The sequence below is a fragment of the Anaerorhabdus furcosa genome (genome assembly GCF_900167375.1).
Classification (GTDB): Bacteria; Bacillota_I; Bacilli_A; order Erysipelotrichales; family Erysipelotrichaceae; genus Anaerorhabdus; species Anaerorhabdus furcosa.
Window position 1 is genome coordinate 68,797 of record NZ_FUWY01000003.1, and the last position, 20,540, is coordinate 89,336.

The 20,540-nt window shown below is 29.5% G+C and carries 20 protein-coding genes; 7 read left to right on the top strand and 13 right to left on the bottom strand.

The window, feature by feature from the left end; translation table 11 throughout:
* Positions 1-42 precede the first annotated feature (42 nt).
* The 4 genes from B5D14_RS05850 to B5D14_RS05865 form a co-directional block, all read right to left on the bottom strand.
* On the bottom strand, positions 43-858 hold the full coding sequence (locus B5D14_RS05850) for a PTS system mannose/fructose/sorbose family transporter subunit IID (protein ID WP_078711661.1): 816 nt from the start codon (positions 856-858) through the stop codon (positions 43-45).
* On the bottom strand, positions 858-1,652 hold the full coding sequence (locus tag B5D14_RS05855; protein WP_078711662.1) for a PTS mannose/fructose/sorbose/N-acetylgalactosamine transporter subunit IIC: 795 nt from the start codon (positions 1,650-1,652) through the stop codon (positions 858-860). Before B5D14_RS05855 ends, B5D14_RS05850 begins: the two co-directional genes overlap by 1 nt.
* Before the next feature lie 139 nt (positions 1,653-1,791).
* Entirely contained in the window at positions 1,792-3,780 is a 1,989-nt protein-coding gene (locus B5D14_RS05860) for a BglG family transcription antiterminator (RefSeq protein WP_159443737.1), read from the bottom strand.
* 142 nt (positions 3,781-3,922) lie between these two features.
* Positions 3,923-4,246, bottom strand: a complete 324-nt coding sequence (locus B5D14_RS05865) for a cyclic-di-AMP receptor (protein ID WP_078711664.1) — start codon at positions 4,244-4,246, stop codon at positions 3,923-3,925.
* Positions 4,247-4,567: 321 nt separating this feature from the next.
* Here B5D14_RS05865 and B5D14_RS05870 point away from each other — a divergent pair, with 321 nt between their 5' ends.
* From B5D14_RS05870 to B5D14_RS05880, 3 genes are read left to right on the top strand one after another with little or no spacing between them, the layout of a single operon-like run.
* Positions 4,568-5,521, top strand: a complete 954-nt coding sequence (locus B5D14_RS05870; protein WP_078711665.1) for a hypothetical protein — start codon at positions 4,568-4,570, stop codon at positions 5,519-5,521.
* 3 nt (positions 5,522-5,524) lie between these two features.
* A complete protein-coding gene (locus B5D14_RS05875) occupies positions 5,525-6,271 on the top strand; it encodes a nucleotidyl transferase AbiEii/AbiGii toxin family protein (RefSeq protein ID WP_078711666.1) in 747 nt (248 codons plus the stop codon).
* 27 nt (positions 6,272-6,298) lie between these two features.
* A complete protein-coding gene (locus B5D14_RS05880) occupies positions 6,299-6,862 on the top strand; it encodes a sugar O-acetyltransferase (protein WP_078711667.1) in 564 nt (187 codons plus the stop codon).
* A gap of 626 nt (positions 6,863-7,488) precedes the next feature.
* On the opposite strand, the gene B5D14_RS05885 is transcribed toward B5D14_RS05880, so the two are convergent.
* Entirely contained in the window at positions 7,489-8,157 is a 669-nt protein-coding gene (locus B5D14_RS05885; protein WP_143254401.1) for a membrane lipoprotein lipid attachment site-containing protein, read from the bottom strand.
* A 117-nt stretch (positions 8,158-8,274) separates the two neighbouring features.
* A complete protein-coding gene (locus tag B5D14_RS12360; protein ID WP_280940284.1) occupies positions 8,275-8,403 on the bottom strand; it encodes a hypothetical protein in 129 nt (42 codons plus the stop codon).
* Between the two features lie 178 nt (positions 8,404-8,581).
* Between B5D14_RS12360 and B5D14_RS05890 the strand changes: the two genes are divergently transcribed.
* From B5D14_RS05890 to B5D14_RS05900, 3 genes are read left to right on the top strand one after another with little or no spacing between them, the layout of a single operon-like run.
* The gene (locus B5D14_RS05890) at positions 8,582-9,130 is read left to right on the top strand and encodes an accessory gene regulator B family protein (RefSeq protein WP_078711669.1); all 549 of its coding nucleotides are present in this window, start codon (positions 8,582-8,584) and stop codon (positions 9,128-9,130) included.
* A gap of 6 nt (positions 9,131-9,136) precedes the next feature.
* Complete coding sequence (locus B5D14_RS05895) at positions 9,137-9,844, top strand: LytR/AlgR family response regulator transcription factor (protein WP_078711670.1); 708 nt, start codon at positions 9,137-9,139, stop codon at positions 9,842-9,844.
* 4 nt (positions 9,845-9,848) lie between these two features.
* Complete coding sequence (locus B5D14_RS05900) at positions 9,849-11,105, top strand: GHKL domain-containing protein (RefSeq protein WP_078711671.1); 1,257 nt, start codon at positions 9,849-9,851, stop codon at positions 11,103-11,105.
* Between the two features lie 59 nt (positions 11,106-11,164).
* On the opposite strand, the gene B5D14_RS05905 is transcribed toward B5D14_RS05900, so the two are convergent.
* The 3 genes from B5D14_RS05905 to malQ form a co-directional block, all read right to left on the bottom strand.
* Positions 11,165-11,875: a GntR family transcriptional regulator gene (locus B5D14_RS05905; protein ID WP_078711672.1), complete on the bottom strand. Its 711-nt coding sequence runs from the start codon at positions 11,873-11,875 to the stop codon at positions 11,165-11,167.
* Between the two features lie 21 nt (positions 11,876-11,896).
* Complete coding sequence (locus B5D14_RS05910; protein ID WP_078711673.1) at positions 11,897-13,060, bottom strand: SIS domain-containing protein; 1,164 nt, start codon at positions 13,058-13,060, stop codon at positions 11,897-11,899.
* Positions 13,061-13,142: 82 nt separating this feature from the next.
* On the bottom strand, positions 13,143-14,585 hold the full coding sequence (gene malQ, locus B5D14_RS05915) for a 4-alpha-glucanotransferase (RefSeq protein WP_078711674.1): 1,443 nt from the start codon (positions 14,583-14,585) through the stop codon (positions 13,143-13,145).
* A 251-nt stretch (positions 14,586-14,836) separates the two neighbouring features.
* On the opposite strand from malQ, the gene B5D14_RS05920 reads away from it, so the two are divergent.
* Complete coding sequence (locus B5D14_RS05920) at positions 14,837-16,630, top strand: AIPR family protein (protein WP_159443738.1); 1,794 nt, start codon at positions 14,837-14,839, stop codon at positions 16,628-16,630.
* A 337-nt stretch (positions 16,631-16,967) separates the two neighbouring features.
* On the opposite strand, the gene B5D14_RS05925 is transcribed toward B5D14_RS05920, so the two are convergent.
* From B5D14_RS05925 to ychF, 4 genes are all read right to left on the bottom strand, one after another.
* Positions 16,968-17,792, bottom strand: a complete 825-nt coding sequence (locus B5D14_RS05925) for an Eco47II family restriction endonuclease (protein ID WP_078711676.1) — start codon at positions 17,790-17,792, stop codon at positions 16,968-16,970.
* Positions 17,785-18,825 (bottom strand): DNA cytosine methyltransferase, encoded by a 1,041-nt coding sequence (locus tag B5D14_RS05930; RefSeq protein WP_078711677.1) that lies wholly within the window; start codon positions 18,823-18,825, stop codon positions 17,785-17,787. The genes B5D14_RS05925 and B5D14_RS05930 overlap by 8 nt, the downstream gene beginning before the upstream one ends.
* 85 nt (positions 18,826-18,910) lie before the next feature.
* Positions 18,911-19,297, bottom strand: coding sequence for a type II toxin-antitoxin system HicB family antitoxin (locus B5D14_RS05935; RefSeq protein ID WP_078711678.1), 387 nt, complete (start codon positions 19,295-19,297; stop codon positions 18,911-18,913).
* A 65-nt stretch (positions 19,298-19,362) separates the two neighbouring features.
* Positions 19,363-20,463 (bottom strand): redox-regulated ATPase YchF, encoded by a 1,101-nt coding sequence (gene ychF, locus B5D14_RS05940; protein ID WP_078711679.1) that lies wholly within the window; start codon positions 20,461-20,463, stop codon positions 19,363-19,365.
* Positions 20,464-20,540 lie beyond the last annotated feature (77 nt).

Here is a 20,540-nt window from a genome sequence, read left to right on the forward strand (position 1 = left end):
TATTAAGGTTAAAGAGGTCTTTTCAAACCTCTTTATTTAAATTTAGAAAATTCCAAAGAATGCTAATGCAATTGTAATAATAAGTATTCCAAATACTAATGTAATTGGTTTTACTCCTTTTTTAATTAATTTAACAAGTACAAAGATAAGTCCAATTGATAATATACCTGGCATAATAGAATTTACTACATCTAAAACAACTACAGATGTTTCACCCACATTAATTGTCCATGCTAAGTTAACATTAACCATTGTAGCAACCATTGCACCTACCATTGTTAATCCAACAATTCCTGCTGCTTTAGTTAATGGTTCCATTAATCCAGATTCAAAAACGGAATCAATGAATGTTGTTCCAAATGTATATCCTGCTCTTAACAAATACCATCTAGCGATAATTTGTGAGAATCCGTAAATAAGAATAAACATAACCACACCAAGTATATTCCCTTGAGAACAAAAGCCTATACCTATACCTGCTGCTATAATACGCAAACAGTTAAAGAAGAATGCATCCCCAATTCCTGCAGTTGGTCCCATTAAAGCTGCCTTAATGCTTTCGATTGTATCATCATCAACTGAATTTTTTGTTTTCTTTTCTTTTTCAAGAGCGTATGTGATTCCTGCAATTAGCGCAAACATAACAGCATGTGTGTTGAAGAAACCATTATGTCTTTTTAAAGCTGCTTTACGTTCATCCTCATTTGTATAAAGTTCCTCCAAAACTGGAGCCATAGTTAGTGCAAAAGCATTACCTTCCATTTTAACCATATTAAATCCTGCAAATACATATCCTGAATTCCAAAACATTTTTCTTAAAGTTTTTTTCTCTTGATTTGAGTATTCTATTTTAGCCATTAAAAGAAATCCTCCGTTTCATTATCTGTAGATGCTAGTTTAGTTCCATTCTTTTTTAATTCTACAATTTGTTTTTGTGTTAAGAAGTACATCACTGCTACAGTAAACGCTAATATTGCGATTGCTAATGTTGGTAGTGCCATGTATTTTGCTAACACAAACCCAGCAAAGAAAAATACTCCAATTTCTTTATTCCAAATCATTGATGTTAAAATTGCAAACCCAATCCCTGTCATCATTGCACTTGCGGCACCTAAACCTGACATAATCCATGCAGGTAGAGACGCTATGAACGCTTGTAATCCTTCAACTCCAAATGCAATTGCTAGAAATAGAATTACTGCTTGTGCCATACGATCTACAAAAAGACCAAAGAAAGTAAGCTGTATCTTCAAACTTTTTGCATTTCCAGTAGCACAAAGTCTTTCCCAATATGGTGCAAAAGATGCAAGAAATGGTTTCATAATTTCATTTACAGATGCCATAATTGTACCAATTGGTATTGCAAGTGCTAATCCAGTTTCTACATCAGCTCCCACTAGAACAGTGAAGGCAACCGCAACAATACTACTTGCACATGCATCCGCAGGAATTGACCCTCCAATTGCAGATATTCCCATAAAAATTGCTTCCAACGATGCCCCCATGATTATTCCGGTTTGTAAATCACCTAATAAAAATCCTGTAACTGTTGCAGTAACAATTGGTCTTGTACATGTTTGCCACGATAATAAACGGTCAATACCATTCACCAATAGCCATGCTAATGCACAAAGTAAACCACTTTGTATCATAAATATAATTCCCCTTTCTGCGTTGTCACGCTTATCTATAGTTCGATTATATTTGTTTTATAAAATACTACTATTCTTAAATTTTCATGTTATAAAGTGAACAAATTAAAAGTGCACTTTCATAAGTGCACTTTGCTAACTACCCCGCCTTTATATTGCGAATAAGCAATTCAAGAAAGTAATTCGATTCATTTCCTTCAGCTATTAGAGAATCAATATTTTTTGGGTTAATAGTTAATATCGATGTTGCTCTTTCAACAAAACGACAAAGTTCTAAACTATTTTGATAATCTATTGCTACAACCACAATATACTCCACTAGCCTTTCTTCCCAAATCGATTTTCTCTCTAACTTATATACCTCAAATAAATTATCATCAAGAACATCTCGAGGAATAAATAATGTTAGCACTTCATTATGAATGTGGATATCTGTATATTTTGCAATAAAGGTTTCTAATCTTTTTATTTTCTCCATTTCACTGCAAAGCTTATAGCTCAAGAAATTAATGAAACTTTTCTTTGTCTCGTAAAAGAAGTCTTTATAATACTTTCCTTTATTAAGTGAGCTTTTGATATACAACTTCTCTAAATCAAATCCACTCAAGATTACTCGATTGTAAAATTCTGTCATTTGTTCTTCTGTTGGTATTTGCGACATTTGAAAAAAAGGTAATGAATAATGATATGCATATTCATCATAATCCATAATTACATAATCATAATCTTCCATATTTAATTTTCTTACTTCGTAAAATTCATATATTTCAAGTTTTTCAAACCATTTCGGATTATATCTTCTTAATATCTTATCCCTTAATATTCTTGCACCTTCAAATCCATTGCGGCAGAATATAATTAAACGTCGTTTGACATAACTATAATCAATTCGATCTAAAAATGAATAATACCGTACTGCAATTGTATTAATATCATGATCTGTAATTTTACATGAAAATCTATCTTCAATCATTTTTGCAGATTCTTGTGCAAACCTTATCGCTAAGGGAGAACTTCTTATTCCATTATCATTTATATGTTTTCCAGTAATACTGTAGTGACTGCAATTAAAGAATATTTGGCTAACAATTGGTATAAGTGCAGCAATCATTTCTTCTTCACTGTTTTCAACACCATAAAAGTTAATATTTTCTTTCTTTTCAATTAATTTGAACATAGAATATGTTAACTCTTTTGCATCTGTATAGAATGTAGGATATAAACTCTTTATATCAACACGATAATCGATATCTCCCCAATTGAGTAACAACAATTCCAATCCTATTATTTCTTCTTCAGTAATATTAAACCCTTCAAATTTACTGAGTGCCTTTAGAATATCACTTGCAAGTTTATATTCCCTAAAATTACGTAATAAATTAAGATACATACTACCAATTTCAATATTATGCTTCAATTGGATTCTATTTCTCGTCAGAAGTAAATAATTTACCATTCTATTGCCAAGAATATCTAGCAAGCTATTCTCTGAATTTCTTAATACTGTAAGAAATTCTTTTCTTATTTGAGCTTTATCATCATTTTTATCTTCAAAGTACTTCGTAAACTCATCACAATCTATATTGCTGATTGCGTTGGGATAGTGTATTTCATAAAGTTCTATCATACATAACCTTTTACTTAATTCAGTCCCCACTGGATATACTCCACTTCCTGGTTTAGAGGATAACTCAATATGAAATGAGTTAAAAAAACTTCTTAACTCTTTTAACTCTGCCTTTATAGAACTTCTAGACAAATACAGTTGTTCAGCCAAATCATCCAATTTAATATAATCATTTTGAATTATAAGTAGTCTTGCTAATTGATTTAATCTAGCTTTTACTAGACTTTGTTTATAATCAACACTTGCAAACTGAATATCCAATGATTGCTTGGTATCTTCATACTTTTCAACGTCATTAATTTCTACAGAGATACCCTTTCCTTTTTTGACATGAATTGTGCAACCAACAGATTTAGCATAGTGTCTTAACTCTTCCATATCTTTTTTTATTGTTCTTGCACTTACATTACAAATCTCCGCCAATTCAGAAGTGGTCATGCTTTTTTCAGATTTAACAATTGCATAGAAGACAACGATTATTCTCTTCCTAACATTTTTCACAAACATCCTCCTACAGTATATTTTATAAACTTGTTTTCATTATACATGATAAACCTATTTGATTAATGAGGATTTTTATCAAACACATTAAATTCGCTTAAACAAAACAAAAACGAGTTTTCACTCGTTTTCTTATTGATCACTATAGTTTTACAAATTGTTCAACATCGACTACGAAGATTGTAGCTCCACCCACTTGAACTTCAACTGGGAATGAAGCATAACGTCCGATATCATATGATGCTGTTGATGGAACGATTTCAGTACGACGTTTACTTTCGTTACCAATAATTTCAATGGCTTTTTCCACCTTATCGTTTTCAGTACCTACAATAATTGTAGTATTTCCTGCACGAAGGAATCCCCCTGTCGTTGCTAAACGAGTAACTGAATAATTTTCTTTTGTTAATGCTGAAGATACGCTAGAACTATCATCATTTGAAACAATCGCTAATATAAGTTTCATAATTAACCTCCTGTTAAGTTACTTTCATTCTAGCATATTTCCAACAAAAATTGGGCTTGTTTTTGTGAACAGATAATGAAAATTGCAATATTTATCAATAAATGACTGCTCTCTCTGTTATAATCATTTAACTTTAATGCCAATTTGAAGTTTTAAATAGTTATTATCATCTGTTATTTACTAATCTATTTTCATAGTAAGTAAAACATCTATTTCAAATCAATATATGATAACATAATCATTTTCTTTATAACATTTGCAATTGCATTATAACATTAATGATGTTATAATAATTTTACAATGTTATAGTGAGGTTGCATTATGGAATTAGAACAATATTTATGTGAAGTATTCAAAGAGAAAATCAATATAAAAAAGATAGATAATTTAGATTGTTTTCCACAATATCTCTTGAATTTTTTTGATTTTTATCAATGTATATTACGAAATGAAAAGTATCTTTTATTGTTTTTAAAAAGTAATAAAATAATTATTGATAGAATTAAAAAGCAATTTATTCAAATAGAGTCGATTACTAAGTGCAAAGCGGTTTTAGTTGTAAATAATGTCCGGAGAGAAACAAGGAATAATATGATAGCCCATAATATTCCATTTATTGATCTAAATAAGCAAATATATTTACCCACAGTTTATTTATTATTGGATGATACAATTAAATTTAATAACTCTAGTGTTGATAAATTTACTCCATCGGCACAGTTGATATTCATATCACTTATGTATCAAGATCACACTGAAGTAAACAGTGCTGAATTACAGAAAAAATTACATTTAACTGCTATGACAATAAGTCGTGGACTTCGAGATTTACATAGTTTGAAGTTATTAAATGAAAAAGGATTCAATACAAAAAAAACCTACCAAATAATTAACAAGAAGGATTTTTGGCAAATTGGAAAAGTGTACTTGATTAATCCTGTATTCAAGAAATTTCACGTTGAACACATAAATAAATTTAACGATTTACTCTATTCAAACGAAAGTGCACTTGCCAATTTAACGATGATGAATCCACCAAGCAAAGAAATTTATGCTATTGACAAAAAGAACAATTTTTTCTTGAGAAAAGAGCAAATATTTGACGCAGAAATTGCTGAAAATTTGAACTGCTATACAATTGAATTATGGAAATACAATCCTTTACTTTTAAGTAAAGATGGCAAGAATGTGGATAAGTATTCTTTGTATGCACAGTTAAAAGATTGTCATGATGAAAGAATAGAAATTGAACTAGAAGAACTTATAGAGAGGTAGAAAATGATTGGATTAGAAAACTTTCGAGCACATTTTAAAGGATTTGAAGATCATTATGTAATTATTGGTGGAACAGCTTGTTCATTGTTAGTTGAAAATGTTGGATTAAATTTTCGAGCTACCAAAGATATTGATGTTGTTTTACTTGTAGAAAATTTAAGTACTGCTTTTGCTAAACATTTTTGGGATTTCATTAACCTTGGTGAATATTCCAATATATCAAAAAGTACAGATCATCGTAACTTTTATCGATTTGAAAAACCTTTAAAACCTGATTTCCCAATAATGATTGAATTATTTGCTCGCAAACCTGGAGAACTTCCATTATTCGAAGGTTCTCACTTATTGCCTTTACATATAGCCGATGATATATCAAGCTTATCTGCAATTTTGCTAGACGATGATTATTATAACTTCATGAAACAGGGAGTTCGAGTTATTTCTGGAATTTCTCTGCTTGATGAGTACCACCTTATCCCTTTTAAAGCAAAAGCATGGTGTGAACTAAGCAATCGAAATAAGTCTGGAGAAGTTGGGCTAACAAAACATATCAAAAAGCATAGGAAAGATATCATTGTTTTATACAGTCTTACAAAAGTATCAGATACAATTACTCTTTATGGACAAGTTTTGCATGATATGAGAACATTTCTAAATGAGATGATATTAGAATCCACTCAAGATGAAGTTTCAGTAAACACCTGGAAAGGTTTAGCAAAACTTTACAGAATTGATAATCAAAATATATAAATTAAAAAAATATACGGAGAAATAGTTATGACTGAAAAAGAAAAGATGATCCTAGGTTTAACCTATGATGCAGGAGTAGATGAACTACTTCAAGACCGAGATACTGCCAAAGACTTATGTTTTAGGTTCAATCATACACAGCCTTCAAAACGTAAAGAACAGCTACAAACACTTCAAGAACTTTTTCATACAAACAGTACCACACTATCAATTGAGGCACCTTTTTATTGTGATTATGGTTATAATATCCATTTAGGTGAATCAGTTTTCATTAATCATCATTGCACAATCTTGGATTGTTGCCCTGTAACTATCGGCGATCACGTTTTTATTGGTCCCAATGTTGGTATCTATACTGCATTTCATCCAGTAACTGCAAAAGAGCGAAATGCTGGAGTTGAACAAGCCTCCCCAATAACGATTGAAGATGATTGCTGGATTGGTGGCAATGTTGCGATACTTCCTGGTATTACTATTGGTAAAGGTAGTGTTATTGGAACTGGTAGCATCGTTACAAAAAATATCCCACCCAATTCTCTTGCGGTAGGAAATCCATGCAAAGTCATTAAACAAATAAATAACGAGGAGTAATTTCACTCTTACAAGCTTTAAATTTATTTGATATTAAGAATTTGTACATATTCCATTCGCAATTAACAAAAACAAAAAACAAGATGATTTTTTGCATGAAAATACTCTAAATAAAAGTCTTAGTATTGAATCAAAAGTATTCTAAAAAAGAACAGATAGTTGCAAGAATTTGATAAGCTACTGTTTTTTTATCGCCTACAAATCTCACCATAGGTAATTTATATTCATTATTTTATCTTTGTCTTCGCATATTAAAAAAACTAGCTCGCATGATTTTGTTAACTTTCGTACCTAGTTCTCAATCTATTACCGTCGTTTCCATATTTGGATTATAAAATTATAGAATCACCTTCATTTCAAGAAAGGTTTTTTATGAAAATAATTTCCCATACATAAAACGTATTGTTTTTATTTCACCTATATGTTTTTTTCTCTCACCTGCATATCATGTGTTTTCCAAAGAAATATATAAAAAGTAAAGCATTAATAGTCTCAACGCTTTACCCAAATATTGGACAAAATCTATCTCTAATACGCTATACTAAATTAGATAGATTTTTAGGTAACAAAATTCAATACTGGCAATTCAACAATCCTATTATTTTCACTGATTCATTCGCAATTAATTAGGATAATTTTGTTATATCAACGTTATATATCAATACATCATCGTCTACAGTTATATCCATATCAATTTCATTTGTATCTAATTGGATATGATTATCTTTTGATTGTATATTCTCATACTTTGACAGACTTTTTACAATTTTATCAAAACATGTTGATACTTCTTCATTAGAACCTTTTGCCATAATTTCTATATGAACATTATGTGTCATACTTTCATTTAATGAATAACTAAATTTAATTTCAGTATTTAGTTGATCAATCGAACTCAAAATCATTTCTTTCTCTGGAAAATCAGGAATCATAGCTTCGATTTTTTCTTTACTCATTGGTTGTATGCATGAAATCGAATTTTCATTATCATAGACAATATTTTGACAAGTAGAAGATTCTCCTAGATTAGCCAATAAACCCTTATCTTTATCCGAAACAGATAACTTATTCATGTCATTTTCATGACTATCATATTCATATGTATATTGATTTGAAACTAGATTTTCTTGAATTAATCCTCTTATATCTTCATTGTCATCAAGCAATTCAGAATAACGCACTATCAATTCATGATTATCATATTCATTAAACTCCATTTTTTTCTTTTCTTTTGAACATCCAGCTAACATTAAAACTGCTAAAGTAGCAACAATTAATTTCTTAGTATGTTTCATATGTATACGTATAAAGAAATCTTCTATACTCATTTACTTTGTTTTGAGCAGTTGTAATTTCTCTTCCTCCTTTTTTTAAAAAATTTAAGTAAAGCAATTCAAATTTAATCATGAAAATTATATTTTCATTGCTTTTTTCTTTAATTCCCGACAGTCACTTTGATAAATATTAGATCTTGAAGTTGACAATAAACTTGATTTTGCGATTCTAATAATCTGTGTTATCAACAAATCTAAAATTTTCATTTTCTTGTACCTCCCTATTAATAAAACTATATTTCATTTCCATCTTTACTTCAATGTGATTGTGATATTCATAGTTAAATCTGTGATATTTTAAATATCACAGATTTACACAACTTTATCACGATGGACTATTCTCATCACTTAAAATATTCTATTATATTTCAAAGAGGTTTTTATTATGAAAAAATTAATAGAAAAAAGATTAAATTATGACGAAGACTTGATAGCTATTTTCCTTCACGGTATAAATATCATATTTTATGATGGTTTGGGATTTTTATCCGTTTTAATTCTAGCATTTCTTTTCAATAAACTTTTAATTGGAATACTGTATATTATAATTTTTAGCAACCTAAGAATTCATGCAGGTGGTTTTCATGCTTCAACAAAATTAGGTTGTTTTGCTTTATATAATTTGTTATTCATAAGTTTTATACTTACACTCAATTCACCGCTATTAAATCCAATTATCAACATACCTTTAACGATGATTGCTACTCTGATAATTTTCAAATACGCACCAGTGGAGCATATTTATGCTCCACTAACAATCATCGAAAAATATAGAAACAAAGATAAAATACGGTTTTCTTTGTTATTTCTATTGATTTTATATATAATTTCAGTAGGAATAAATTTTGAATATTTCAAAGTAATAAGCATCACACTTATTTATACTTCTATGCTAATGATTTTACATATGAATTCAAAATATTACAAAGGATAATACAAAATGAACATAAAAACAATCATTATTGATGATAACCTATCAGATATTAATTCTTTGACGATGAACTTAGATGCCTATTCTAATGACTCATCAGTTAATTTTGATTATGTTTCTTTCTCTGATATACAATATGAAGAATTATTAGAGACAAATGGATTGCTATATATTTTAGATATTGACATGCCTTCAATAAATGGATTTGAATTAGCTGAAAAAATTAAAAGAAATAATCCTAGAGCTATTATTATTTTTTGTTCACAACATGCCAATCTTGTTTTTGAATCTTTGCGACTAGAAACAAGTTTCTTTATAAGAAAAAGTAATTTAATAGATGATTTTAATCACGCAATAGAAAAATGCATAACTATCTTAAATGACAAGTATACAGAATATTCATACAACAGTAATGGCCTACTCAAAACAATTTATTATTATGATATTGAATACTTTGAAGTTAATCTTAATGACTTATATATACATCTTTCAAATGGCGAAAAACTTAAAGAAAGAAAAACAATGAAAAAAGTTATTTCTGATATTAATAATGATAATTTTATTCAAACTCACTATTCTTTCTATATAAATGCTTCTCATATTGAATCTATCAATGAAAATGCAGTTGTATTAAAATCCAAAGTGGAATTACCTATTACAAAATCAAGATATTCCTTAGCAAAAAAAGAATTTTTGCAATATCTTGCAAGAAGGTGATTTTATGTCTTATTTTGATATATTACTTAATTTTATTGAATCCTCTATATTACTTTTCCTTATAACCTCATTAGTTAATCGAAAAGATACAAATATATTCATACCAGCTTCTATCTATTTATTTTGTAGTACAACACTTATAACTGCGATTAATCAATATCAGAGATTTGAAAGTTATCTGTTCATTTTCGATCTTGTCCTAATTGTTATATATCTTAAGATAATATCAAAAGATTCAATATTCAAAATATTAGCACTTGGTACCTATTCAACGCTACTTATCGCTAGCATTTATTCAACACTATTAATAACTGTTAGTATATTAACATTGGGTCGCTTTGATTATGTAGAGTTAATGCTAAACAACAAAATAGTGCTAAGTATTCTAGCCGAATCTTTATTTTTATTGTTTTCTTATCTATCTATCAAATTTTTTAACTCATTTAAAGATACTCTTTCAAATATTGAATATATTTATCTCTTTATTTTATTCATCTCAATACGCTTAATATTTGTAACTTTTGAAACCTTATTAGCTTCCAATCTCATCAATGATGTTAATACAATATTGTCTATCTTTAGTTTAGTTCTATTTGTACTTCTTACATGTACATTGTTTTATCGCATTAGTATCTATCGTAGTAATCTTCTTAAGAGCGAATTTGACAAGCAACTACTCAATAATCAGATAGCTTTATCAAAGAAGATTCAAAATTCACAGACTGAACTTTTATCTATACGACACGATTTAAAGCATATTCTCGCACTGATGTCTCGAAAAGATATTGATTCTATTAATGATCCACTCCTTACATCTCTTGTACAAAAATATACAGATCAGATTAATGATATTTTTATTCCTTTCGAAACTTCTAACTCTATTCTAAATAATGTTTTAAATATCAAATATTTTGAAGCATTCAGCAGAAACATTGATATTGTATGTAACATCAATGTTTCTAAAAAAATACATATCGGTGATGATGACTTGTTTCTTCTGCTTTCAAATCTTTTGGATAACGCTATCACTCATATTGGTAAAGATAAAAAAATATATGTAGATATCAACTATACTTCAGCATTAAAAATCAAAATATCAAATTCCATTGATAAAGAGGACATCATCAATCAACCTTCTATCCAGCAAAGCGAATACCATGGTTTTGGAATCCAAACAATTAAGAATATCACTAATAAATATAAAGGTGATTGTCTTTTTGAAGTTAGAAATAAGATGTTTAATGCTATCATTATCATTTGATCCAATAGAGTTTTACTTTTTGCGTTATAATTTTGTTGATAATTAACAATAATTCATATTCATAACTTTCTTTCAATTTTAGTTTCTATTCCAATTTTACCTGGTTTAAGAATTGTTATTGTATATTCAATTGGTTTTTCTTCCGATAAGATTCGAGTAAACTGTAGAAGTAAACTTTGCTTGTCAATCTGAAGTTTACTTGCTTCATGACTTGTAGGAAGATGAGGTGTTAACTTTTCACTTCCACTTAGATGACTTATTCCTAGTGATTTTAAGTAATCATATAAACTTTCAAATTCAAATTCTTTTGGAAGTCTACCTTTTACTATATTTCCTGGGATATAGGTTAGTTCCAATAATGTAGGTTCATTATCAATATAGCGTAAACGTTCTAGTTCGATAACATCACTCGTACCAAAGAGTTCTGTTACTTTTTTAGGTGCATTCAGTGTTCTTTTAAATTTTAGTATCTTAGTGTAAACATCATTTGATACTTTTCTAGCTTCCTCACTAAAACTAAAGAACCCTTCCATTTGTATGCTCATCTTTTCTTCCGCAACAAATGTACCAATACCATGTTTCTTCTCAATAATCCCTGCATTTTCTAATTCTTGCATGGCTTGTCTTACTGTAGCACGACTTACATGAAATTCTTCCATCCATTCTGGCTCTGCAGGTATTTTATCACCTACTGCTAAGTGATGTTTCATGATGTAATTTTGCACCGCTTCCATAACAACTACATATCGAGGACGTTTATCTATTTTCATATTCTTGCCTCCTATACAATTCTATTTATAAATTTTAACACGATTCGCTACTTTTGGTACCTGATCATCAGTTGATGGCCAATCTGCCTTAACTCCATGTTTAAGAGATATATGAACGATTAATGATTGCATAATTAGTGCATACAATAAAGTACCTAAAGCTGGATTGTGTCCAATTACCTTGTTTTGTTTTAACTGGAAGTAATACTTTGTTTGTACATGACACTCTTCCGGTGTATGAAACCCAACTCCAACAACCGTTCCTTTTAAGTTATCTGTTGCTACTTCATTCATCATATCAATATCATAATTCGATATAAAGAAATCAGGATATAAATAATGCATACACAATACTGGCGAATTCATGATTAATTTAGGACCATGACGATATTCAATGGAAGAATTAAAATTACTTAAGAATTTCCCACCTGTTAATTCAACTGCTTTTAACGCTGATTCAGCTGCAAGATGCTCATACTCCAAACTACCAACTGATGTCATTGAAATCGTATCTAATCCTGCAATTTCTTTAATCATATCCATTTTATTTTCAAAGATATTCCTTGCCTCTATCTGTGCATATTCACAAAATATGGCATATTCATCAATATTCTTTATATCAAATATTGCTAACGCTTGTAGTATTAGGCAAGTAAATTCTGCAGTAGCTGCAAAGCTTTTTCCCTTGGTATTGTTTGGTAATGGAATAAATAGTGTATCACTTGTCATATATTCCTTAACAAGGATTCCTGTGTCCACACACAACACAAACATTTGTTTCAAATCTTTGCACATACTTTGTGCAAGTCGTACCGCTTCAACACTTTCAGGTGTACTACCACTACTTCCAAATGAAACCATTAAGATTGGTTTATCAATATCAAAATACACTTCTGGCTGAAGAATTAATTTTGTAGAGTATACAGTTTCTACATCTAATTTTAATTTTTTCTTCAATGTATTCTCTACAATACTTGCAGCTAATGCTGAACTACCTGCACCTACTAAGTATATTTTTGTATTCTTTAAATCTAATTGATTAAAAAATGTTTCTATCTCGTTTTGTTTACTTTTAACAGTTTGAATTAATTCACTCCACAATAACGGTTGTCTTTCTATTTCAGATGCAGCAAAGAACCCACCTTTTTCTCTTAACTCATTTTCTTCTAATCCTAGATACTTCATATTTATTCCTCCGGTCGTACGTACGTCTAGTTTACCCTATAATCATTTTTCATGTCAATTAAAAAGTGTGAGTCTCCCCACACTATCTCATTGCATTATTTATCATTCGCTTTAATTTATGACATGATTTTTTAAATTCTGTGAAATCTTTTAGTTTCCATTCCCAGTTTGGTGACCCCACCGTTCCAGGTGCATTGATACGACAATCAGTCTTACAGTTCAATATATCAACCATAGAAATGATCGCAATTCTTGCATTAGAACATAATGTATATTGAATCAAACTATCTACAATAACCGGTTGTCGATATCCATGTCTTTTTAAATATCGTTGTGACATTAACTTTTCATCACGAGATAAGTTAGAATACCACGATCTCATAGGTTCATTATCATGTGTCCCAGTATAGATTAATAAATTTTCTCTATCCTTATCCATATGTCTTGGATTCCATGAATATTGAACAATACGCATTCCCATCAAATTATATGAATCTCTTAATGTATAGACTTCAGGACGCATTAATCCTAAATCTTCTGCAATAATTTTCATATCTGGGTATTTTTTATACAAAGTATCAAAGAATTGATATCCTGGTGCTTCGATCCATTCTCCTTCAATTGCAGTAGGACAACTTGATGGTATTTTCCAATAAGTATCAAACGCTCTAAAATGATCAATACGGACTACATCAAATAGTTTTGATGTATATTCCAAACGATCCATCCAAAATGCAAAGTCTTCTTCTTTCATCAAATCCCAATTATAGATTGGATTACCCCAACGCTGACCCACTTCACTAAAGTAATCAGGAGGTACTCCTGCAACAAAAGTAGGTTTACCCTCAGTATCTAATAAGAATTGATTTTGATTGCTCCAGACATCATCACTATCAAGCCCCACATAGAATGGAATGTCACCCATGATTTCTAATCCTTGAGAATTCACGTACTCTCTTAACTTATTCCATTGTCTTAATAGAATATATTGAACAAAGCATTCATAATTAATTTCTTCTTTATATTTACTTATCACTATCTCTGATACTAAATTCGGGTCAATCAACTCGTCATCCCATTCATTCCAACACTTCATTCCATTTTCTTTTTTTAGTGTTATAAATAGTCCAAATCGTTTTACCCAATTATTATTAGCTAGAAATTCCTCATAATCTTTATTTCCTTTAAAACTATGATATGCTTCTTTCAAATACTTACTTTTAAATTTACGTACTTCTTCATAATTAATCGATGTACTATCACTTTGAAATGATTCTACTTTCTTCAGCAATCCATCTTCAACCAATAGATCTAGACTAATATATAATTCATCCATTGCTTTTGACGAGTAACATTGATAAGGTGAATTACCATACCCAAGCATATTTAATGGTAGGATTTGCCACAACTTTAATCCACTTTTTTTAGCGAGTGTTACAAACTCATATGCAGTTGGCCCAAAATCTCCTATACCATAACTTGATGGTAGTGAAGCTATTGGCATTAATATTCCCGATTTTTTCATTTTTTCTCCAAATTATTTACTAGCTTGATTATACCAATTAATAAATAAAACTCAATCAATTATCGCTATTAAGTGATAATTAGTTAAATTCCCACTCCAATGTAACATTGTATTCATTTACTAGGATATTTCATTTTAGTTCAGGTGTACATAAGTTAAGAAAAAATCCAAGATAAATAGGATTATAGCTATTGTTCATCTTGTTATTTTCATAGAATAATGATCTAATATAAATAAGGATGGGTAACTATATGGAACAACTAAGAGCAGAACTGGAAAATATAAAAAGAAACTATAAAAGCATTAGAAACGTCACGTTAACAGATGATCAAGCATTCGAATACCTATGTGCATATTTCTTTCACTTCTCTGAAAAGGGAGCTTTTGAAGAGAATATTTTTGATATTGAGGAGATAATCACAAATGGGTCTAATGATGGCGGTATAGATTTTGTATTTTTTGATGATGAAAACTTCAAAATAATTTGCGCACAATGCAAGTATAGCAATAATTTTACACTAAATGACCTGATTTCTGAATTAAACAAAATGAGTACTACTTATTTAAATTTTAAAAAATTTAAAACTGGAATGTATAACAATAAACTAAAAAACGTTTTGCAAAATGCAATAGATAGACTTCCAGATGATAATGACGGAAACATACAGTATGTAATTTTTAGCATAACCAATTCAGATAAAGAAAATATTGAAAGGAAAATTAAAACAGAAAATAATGTATATGATACAGAAAATGTAACCGTGATAGGTTTAGAAGAAATTATTTTAAGAATTGATGAAGTAACTAAAAAAACAAATACTGTTAAGAATTTTAAAGTAAAGATAGATTTGCCTAATAATTATTTACAGTACAACAATATTGACGTTTCGGGTATAATGGTAAATTTATCATCTAATTCTTTAACACAAATGTATAATAAATTTAAAGACGATGGGTTGCTTGATCTAAATATAAGAAAATTCATTCCAAATAAAATAGTAGATGAGGGTATTGAAAAAACACTAGATAGTGATAGAGAAAATTTTTGGTTTTTAAATAATGTTTTAATTATAGCTTGCGAATCTTACCGAATTGATGGGAATACTATAGACATAGAGAGTTTTTCGATAGTTAATGGTGGCCAAACAACATATAAGATAGGAAACTATAAAGGAAAGAATAATGATGAATTTTATATTCCATGTAAAATCATAGAAATAAACCCCGCAAAGAAATATTTATATTCAAAAATTGCAGAATCTACCAATTCTCAAAAACCAATTACCCAAAGAGATCTAAAATCAAATGCCCCAGAAATGAAAAAATTACAAAATTGGTTGAAAACCGAAAAAATATTTTTGGATATTAAGCGTGGAGTTAAACCCGAGAAAAATAAATATAATTATAAAATTAAAAATGACGAATTAGGTCAATGCATATTATCTTTTGTATATCAACAACCTGGGACGGCAAGATCAGGTAAAAAAATAATTTTTGACAATGATACTTATTATAAGAAGTTATTCAAATTAAATTACGAGAAAGATTTAAACAAAAAAGAGTTTATCATTGATCTGATATGTTTACACAAATATTATATAGAAATTGAACAAAAGCTTAAAGCAAATTCAATATTGACTATTGACCAAAAAATTATTCTAAGCAATGCAAAATTTATAATATTTGCTATATATGGATTCATGTACATGATTGAGAATAATGATATTACCACATCAGAAATAACTTTGGATTCCAACAATTTAATTTTAAGTAGCTTTACTTACTCAAAATTCATTTCAAATTATCAAAATGATGATTTGCTTGATAAACTAGAAAATTTAACAATTCAAATTGTATATGCACTTGAAGGGGCTTACGAAAATGCAAAAATTCAGGAAGTAACTACTAGTGTTAGTAACCTTTTTAAGACAGATAAAAAGTATAAAGAAATTATCATAAAACAATTAATTCAAATTATGAACATACAAGTTTATCAATCCACTTATAAAGAAGGTATGAAACTATTTAATAGAAATTTATTGTAATGGTAGTAATATTATATTAAGCAAATTACCCATTGCAAATCTTATTAATTGTTCTAATGTTATTTCACAAAAATAACCGAATTTACCTAAACTAATAGAAATTTAATTTATTGCGGATTTGAAAGTAATTTTTATTAATAAAAATTTTTGAAATTAAAGTTTATTTCTTATTTGATAATCAAAATTATAAGATAAACTTTTCTTTCGCCAATTTTTCTTTACTTTATGATACCTTACCTTTACTTGGACGTTTCATTTAAGTTGATATTGAAAAAATTATTTAATCCTTCAATATTTCAGCTATATTCCCGTATGATTAAAGGTAGTATATTATTTATTAATCTCCATCTTTACTAAATCCCAGATAAGAGCTAAAAGCTAATAAATAAACTGTCTTAACAAGCATATCATTCGTGACTTCATTTTTACCTTCATTACCAGCGATTCTAATTAAGTCATCCAAAACTTTATCATTAGGCTTTCTGTTTTCATTCATTTCGAATACCACTTCTTCAATTATTTCAGGCAAAACCAAACACATATCATAAAATGCATTTTCTTCACCAGTAACAAGCGAATAGAATTGATCAATACTGACTCTCCTAATTAGCTTATGTCCAACTTTATCTCCATCTACCGTTGTATTCCATTTAATATTCTGTGATTTTTGTGCTATAGCTTCAACTAAAAAACAAGCACAATTATCATCTCTTAATAGCTGGCTTTGCATTTTTATAAAAGTTTTTGCTTGAGAAGCTGAATTCATGGTATTATGCTTATTTTTCATTTCCACAAAAATCTTATCCACCACAATATCTTCAGGTAAGTTAATACCATTTGCATTTTTATAAATTACATCCCAACCACCATTAGTACCATTCGCAGGTACCTCACAATTGTCAAAATACTGAAATATTCTCTGATGGAAATATCCAATATCATTATTATTTGATTTGTCACGTTGCCTTGATACCTCACTTGCAATTATTTCATCCCAACTCAATCCATACACTGTTTTGTCAAATATTAGTTTTATCGGATCTATTATATTTTTATTGAACTTATCTAAATCATAAGAATTCAACTTTTCCCCATACTTTTCGATCGTATTTTTTACATGAATTTTAAAATTCTCTTCACTTATAAAATTCAAATTATACATATTTCATATTCTCCAATCCATTTCTTATCTCTTTACCAATTTCATACGCAAGATTCACTGGCACTGCGTTTCCAACCTGTTTATAGCAACTTCCACATCCACCAATAAACTCCCATGAATCTGGAAATGTCTGACATCTTGCATTTTCTCTAATCGTGAATGGTCGAGCTTCAATTGGATGACATCTATCCGTTTGTTTTTGACTTGGGCTTGTCAAAACTGTTAGCGAAGGCTCTTCTAAACTCAATCTACGAAGAATTCCAGTTCTTCCACCACCCATATACCAACAGCTCTTCATATATTCCTTAGCTATTTCTTCAGGTATATCTTTCCAATATCCACCTGGAGGAACCAATTCAAATATCTTTTTTTTATACTCAGAATACTCTGTCCCTTTACTACTTGGGCAATCTAATAATATATCTTTCAAAACTGGCTTATACTTGTGTGGTTTAGGAAACTCAAAATTAAAACTATCTTCTAAATCTTTGCGAATTCCTATTGTAATTAGTCTTTCTCTTTTTTGTGGTACTCCAAAATCCCAAGCATTCAATACTTTAATATTTGAACTTTTTACAATATATCCTGATTCCTCAAAGATTTTTATCATCGTCTTATACGTTCTTCCTTTATCATGTGACAATAAACCCTTAACATTTTCAAAGAGAAATACTTTTGGTTGAAGCTTTCTCAAAAAAATTGCATAGTGATAAAATAATGTTCCTCTACTATCTTCTAGTCCTAATCTCTTACCAGCATAGGAAAATGCTTGGCAAGGAGCACCTCCCGATAGCAAATCTAGTTCACCTTTCTTAAGTGAAAAATAATTCAAAAGATTTTTGCTTGAAATATTAGCAATATCTTCGCAAATCACATTCCAGTTAGGTCTATTTTTCTTCAATGTTTTTACTGCATCACTATTTATTTCTATGAGTGCAAGTGCATCAAATCCTGCCATTTCGAGCCCCAGAGCTAATCCTCCTGCACCAGCAAATAGCTCGATTGTTTTATACTGCTTGTCTTTTTTTTTCATATTACTTCTCACTTATCCATCTACTATATATGCTATTATTTACTTTTATACATTATATCATAGAAAAAAAGTGAAAAATGAGGCATTAATACTTATCGCTAAAATATGACGAAAGAAATTCCTCAATCATTTTTGCACAGTCTATTTTTTCACTTTTAATCATGCCAACTAACCATTTTGGAAGTTCTATACTAACCTTAACCATTTCATGCCTAATTTTGTAATTGTAAAGCTCTGGATATATAGTTACTAAAATATATAGCTTGTCATTCATGAATGATATATTTTCATAATTATTTCTCATGAATTTATCACCATTTTTAAATAATTGGCGATTTAGATATTCTTTTGATTTCTCTATTAACTCTTCAATTGTTCTTCCAGTAACTACACATTTCCCAAAATCTTGAATACTTGCATAGTACTCATTTTCTTCTTTGCAGACTTCAATCCAGAAATTTATTTTTTTCATAAGTAAGTTCTCCTTACTTATTTATTTTCAATGATGCAAAAAATTCCTAAATCAATATATAATAGCTATACATTAAACCTAAAGTGTAAGATATCTCCATCTTTTACAATGTATTCTTTACCCTCTAAACGAAGCTTACCAGCTTCTTTTAATTTTGCTTCTGATCTATATTCCATATAGTCATCATAGCTGAAACATTCTGCTCTAATGAATCCTTTTTGGAAATCAGTATGAATGACTCCAGCACATTCTGGTGCAGTCATACCATCTTGGAAAGTCCAAGCACGACATTCTTGTACACCTACGGTAAAGAATGTTTTTAGACCTAACATATGGTATGCAGCTCTAATTACTTGATCCAATCCACTTTCTTTGATTCCTAAATCTTGTAGGAATACTGCTTTTTCTTCTTTATCTAATGAAGATAGCTCTTCTTCAATCTTTGCACAAATTGCGATAACATCATTATTTTCATTTGTTGCATATTCTTTTACTATATTGTAATGACGATTTGTTGATGGATCTGCGATTTCTTCCTCAGACATGTTTGCGATATAGATCATTGGTTTACTTGTAAGTAGTTGGTATCCTTTAGCTACTTCTAGCTCTTCTTTATCCAAATCAACACTTCTTGCTGGTTTACCTTCTTTTAAAGCATCCACTATTTTTTTAACAACACCATATTCTGCAGCTGCATCTTTGTCTTTGGCTTGTGCTTTTCGTTCGATTTTTGTCAAACGATTTTCCATACTTTGAAGATCTGCTAATGCTAATTCTAAATTAATGATTTCGATATCACGAATCGGATCTACTGACCCCTCTACGTGAGTTATATCTGCATCATCAAAACAACGTACTACGTGACATATCGCATCTACTTGACGAATATGAGATAAGAATTGATTTCCTAACCCTTCCCCTTTTGATGCTCCTTTTACAAGGCCCGCAATATCTGTAAACTCAAATGTTGTATAAATAATTTTCTTTGGTATAGCGATTTTTATAATCTCGTCCATACGAGTATCTGGCACTTCTACAACCCCCACATTAGGTTGAATTGTCGCAAATGGATAGTTTGCTGCTTCTACCTGACTTTGTGTAATTGCATTAAATAATGTTGATTTACCTACGTTTGGTAACCCAACGATTCCTGCTGTTAATGACATAGTATCAATTCCTTTCGAACACTCTATAGTTTACCTTTTTTTGTCGTTTTTCTCAATCTTTTATGTTATTCTATTAA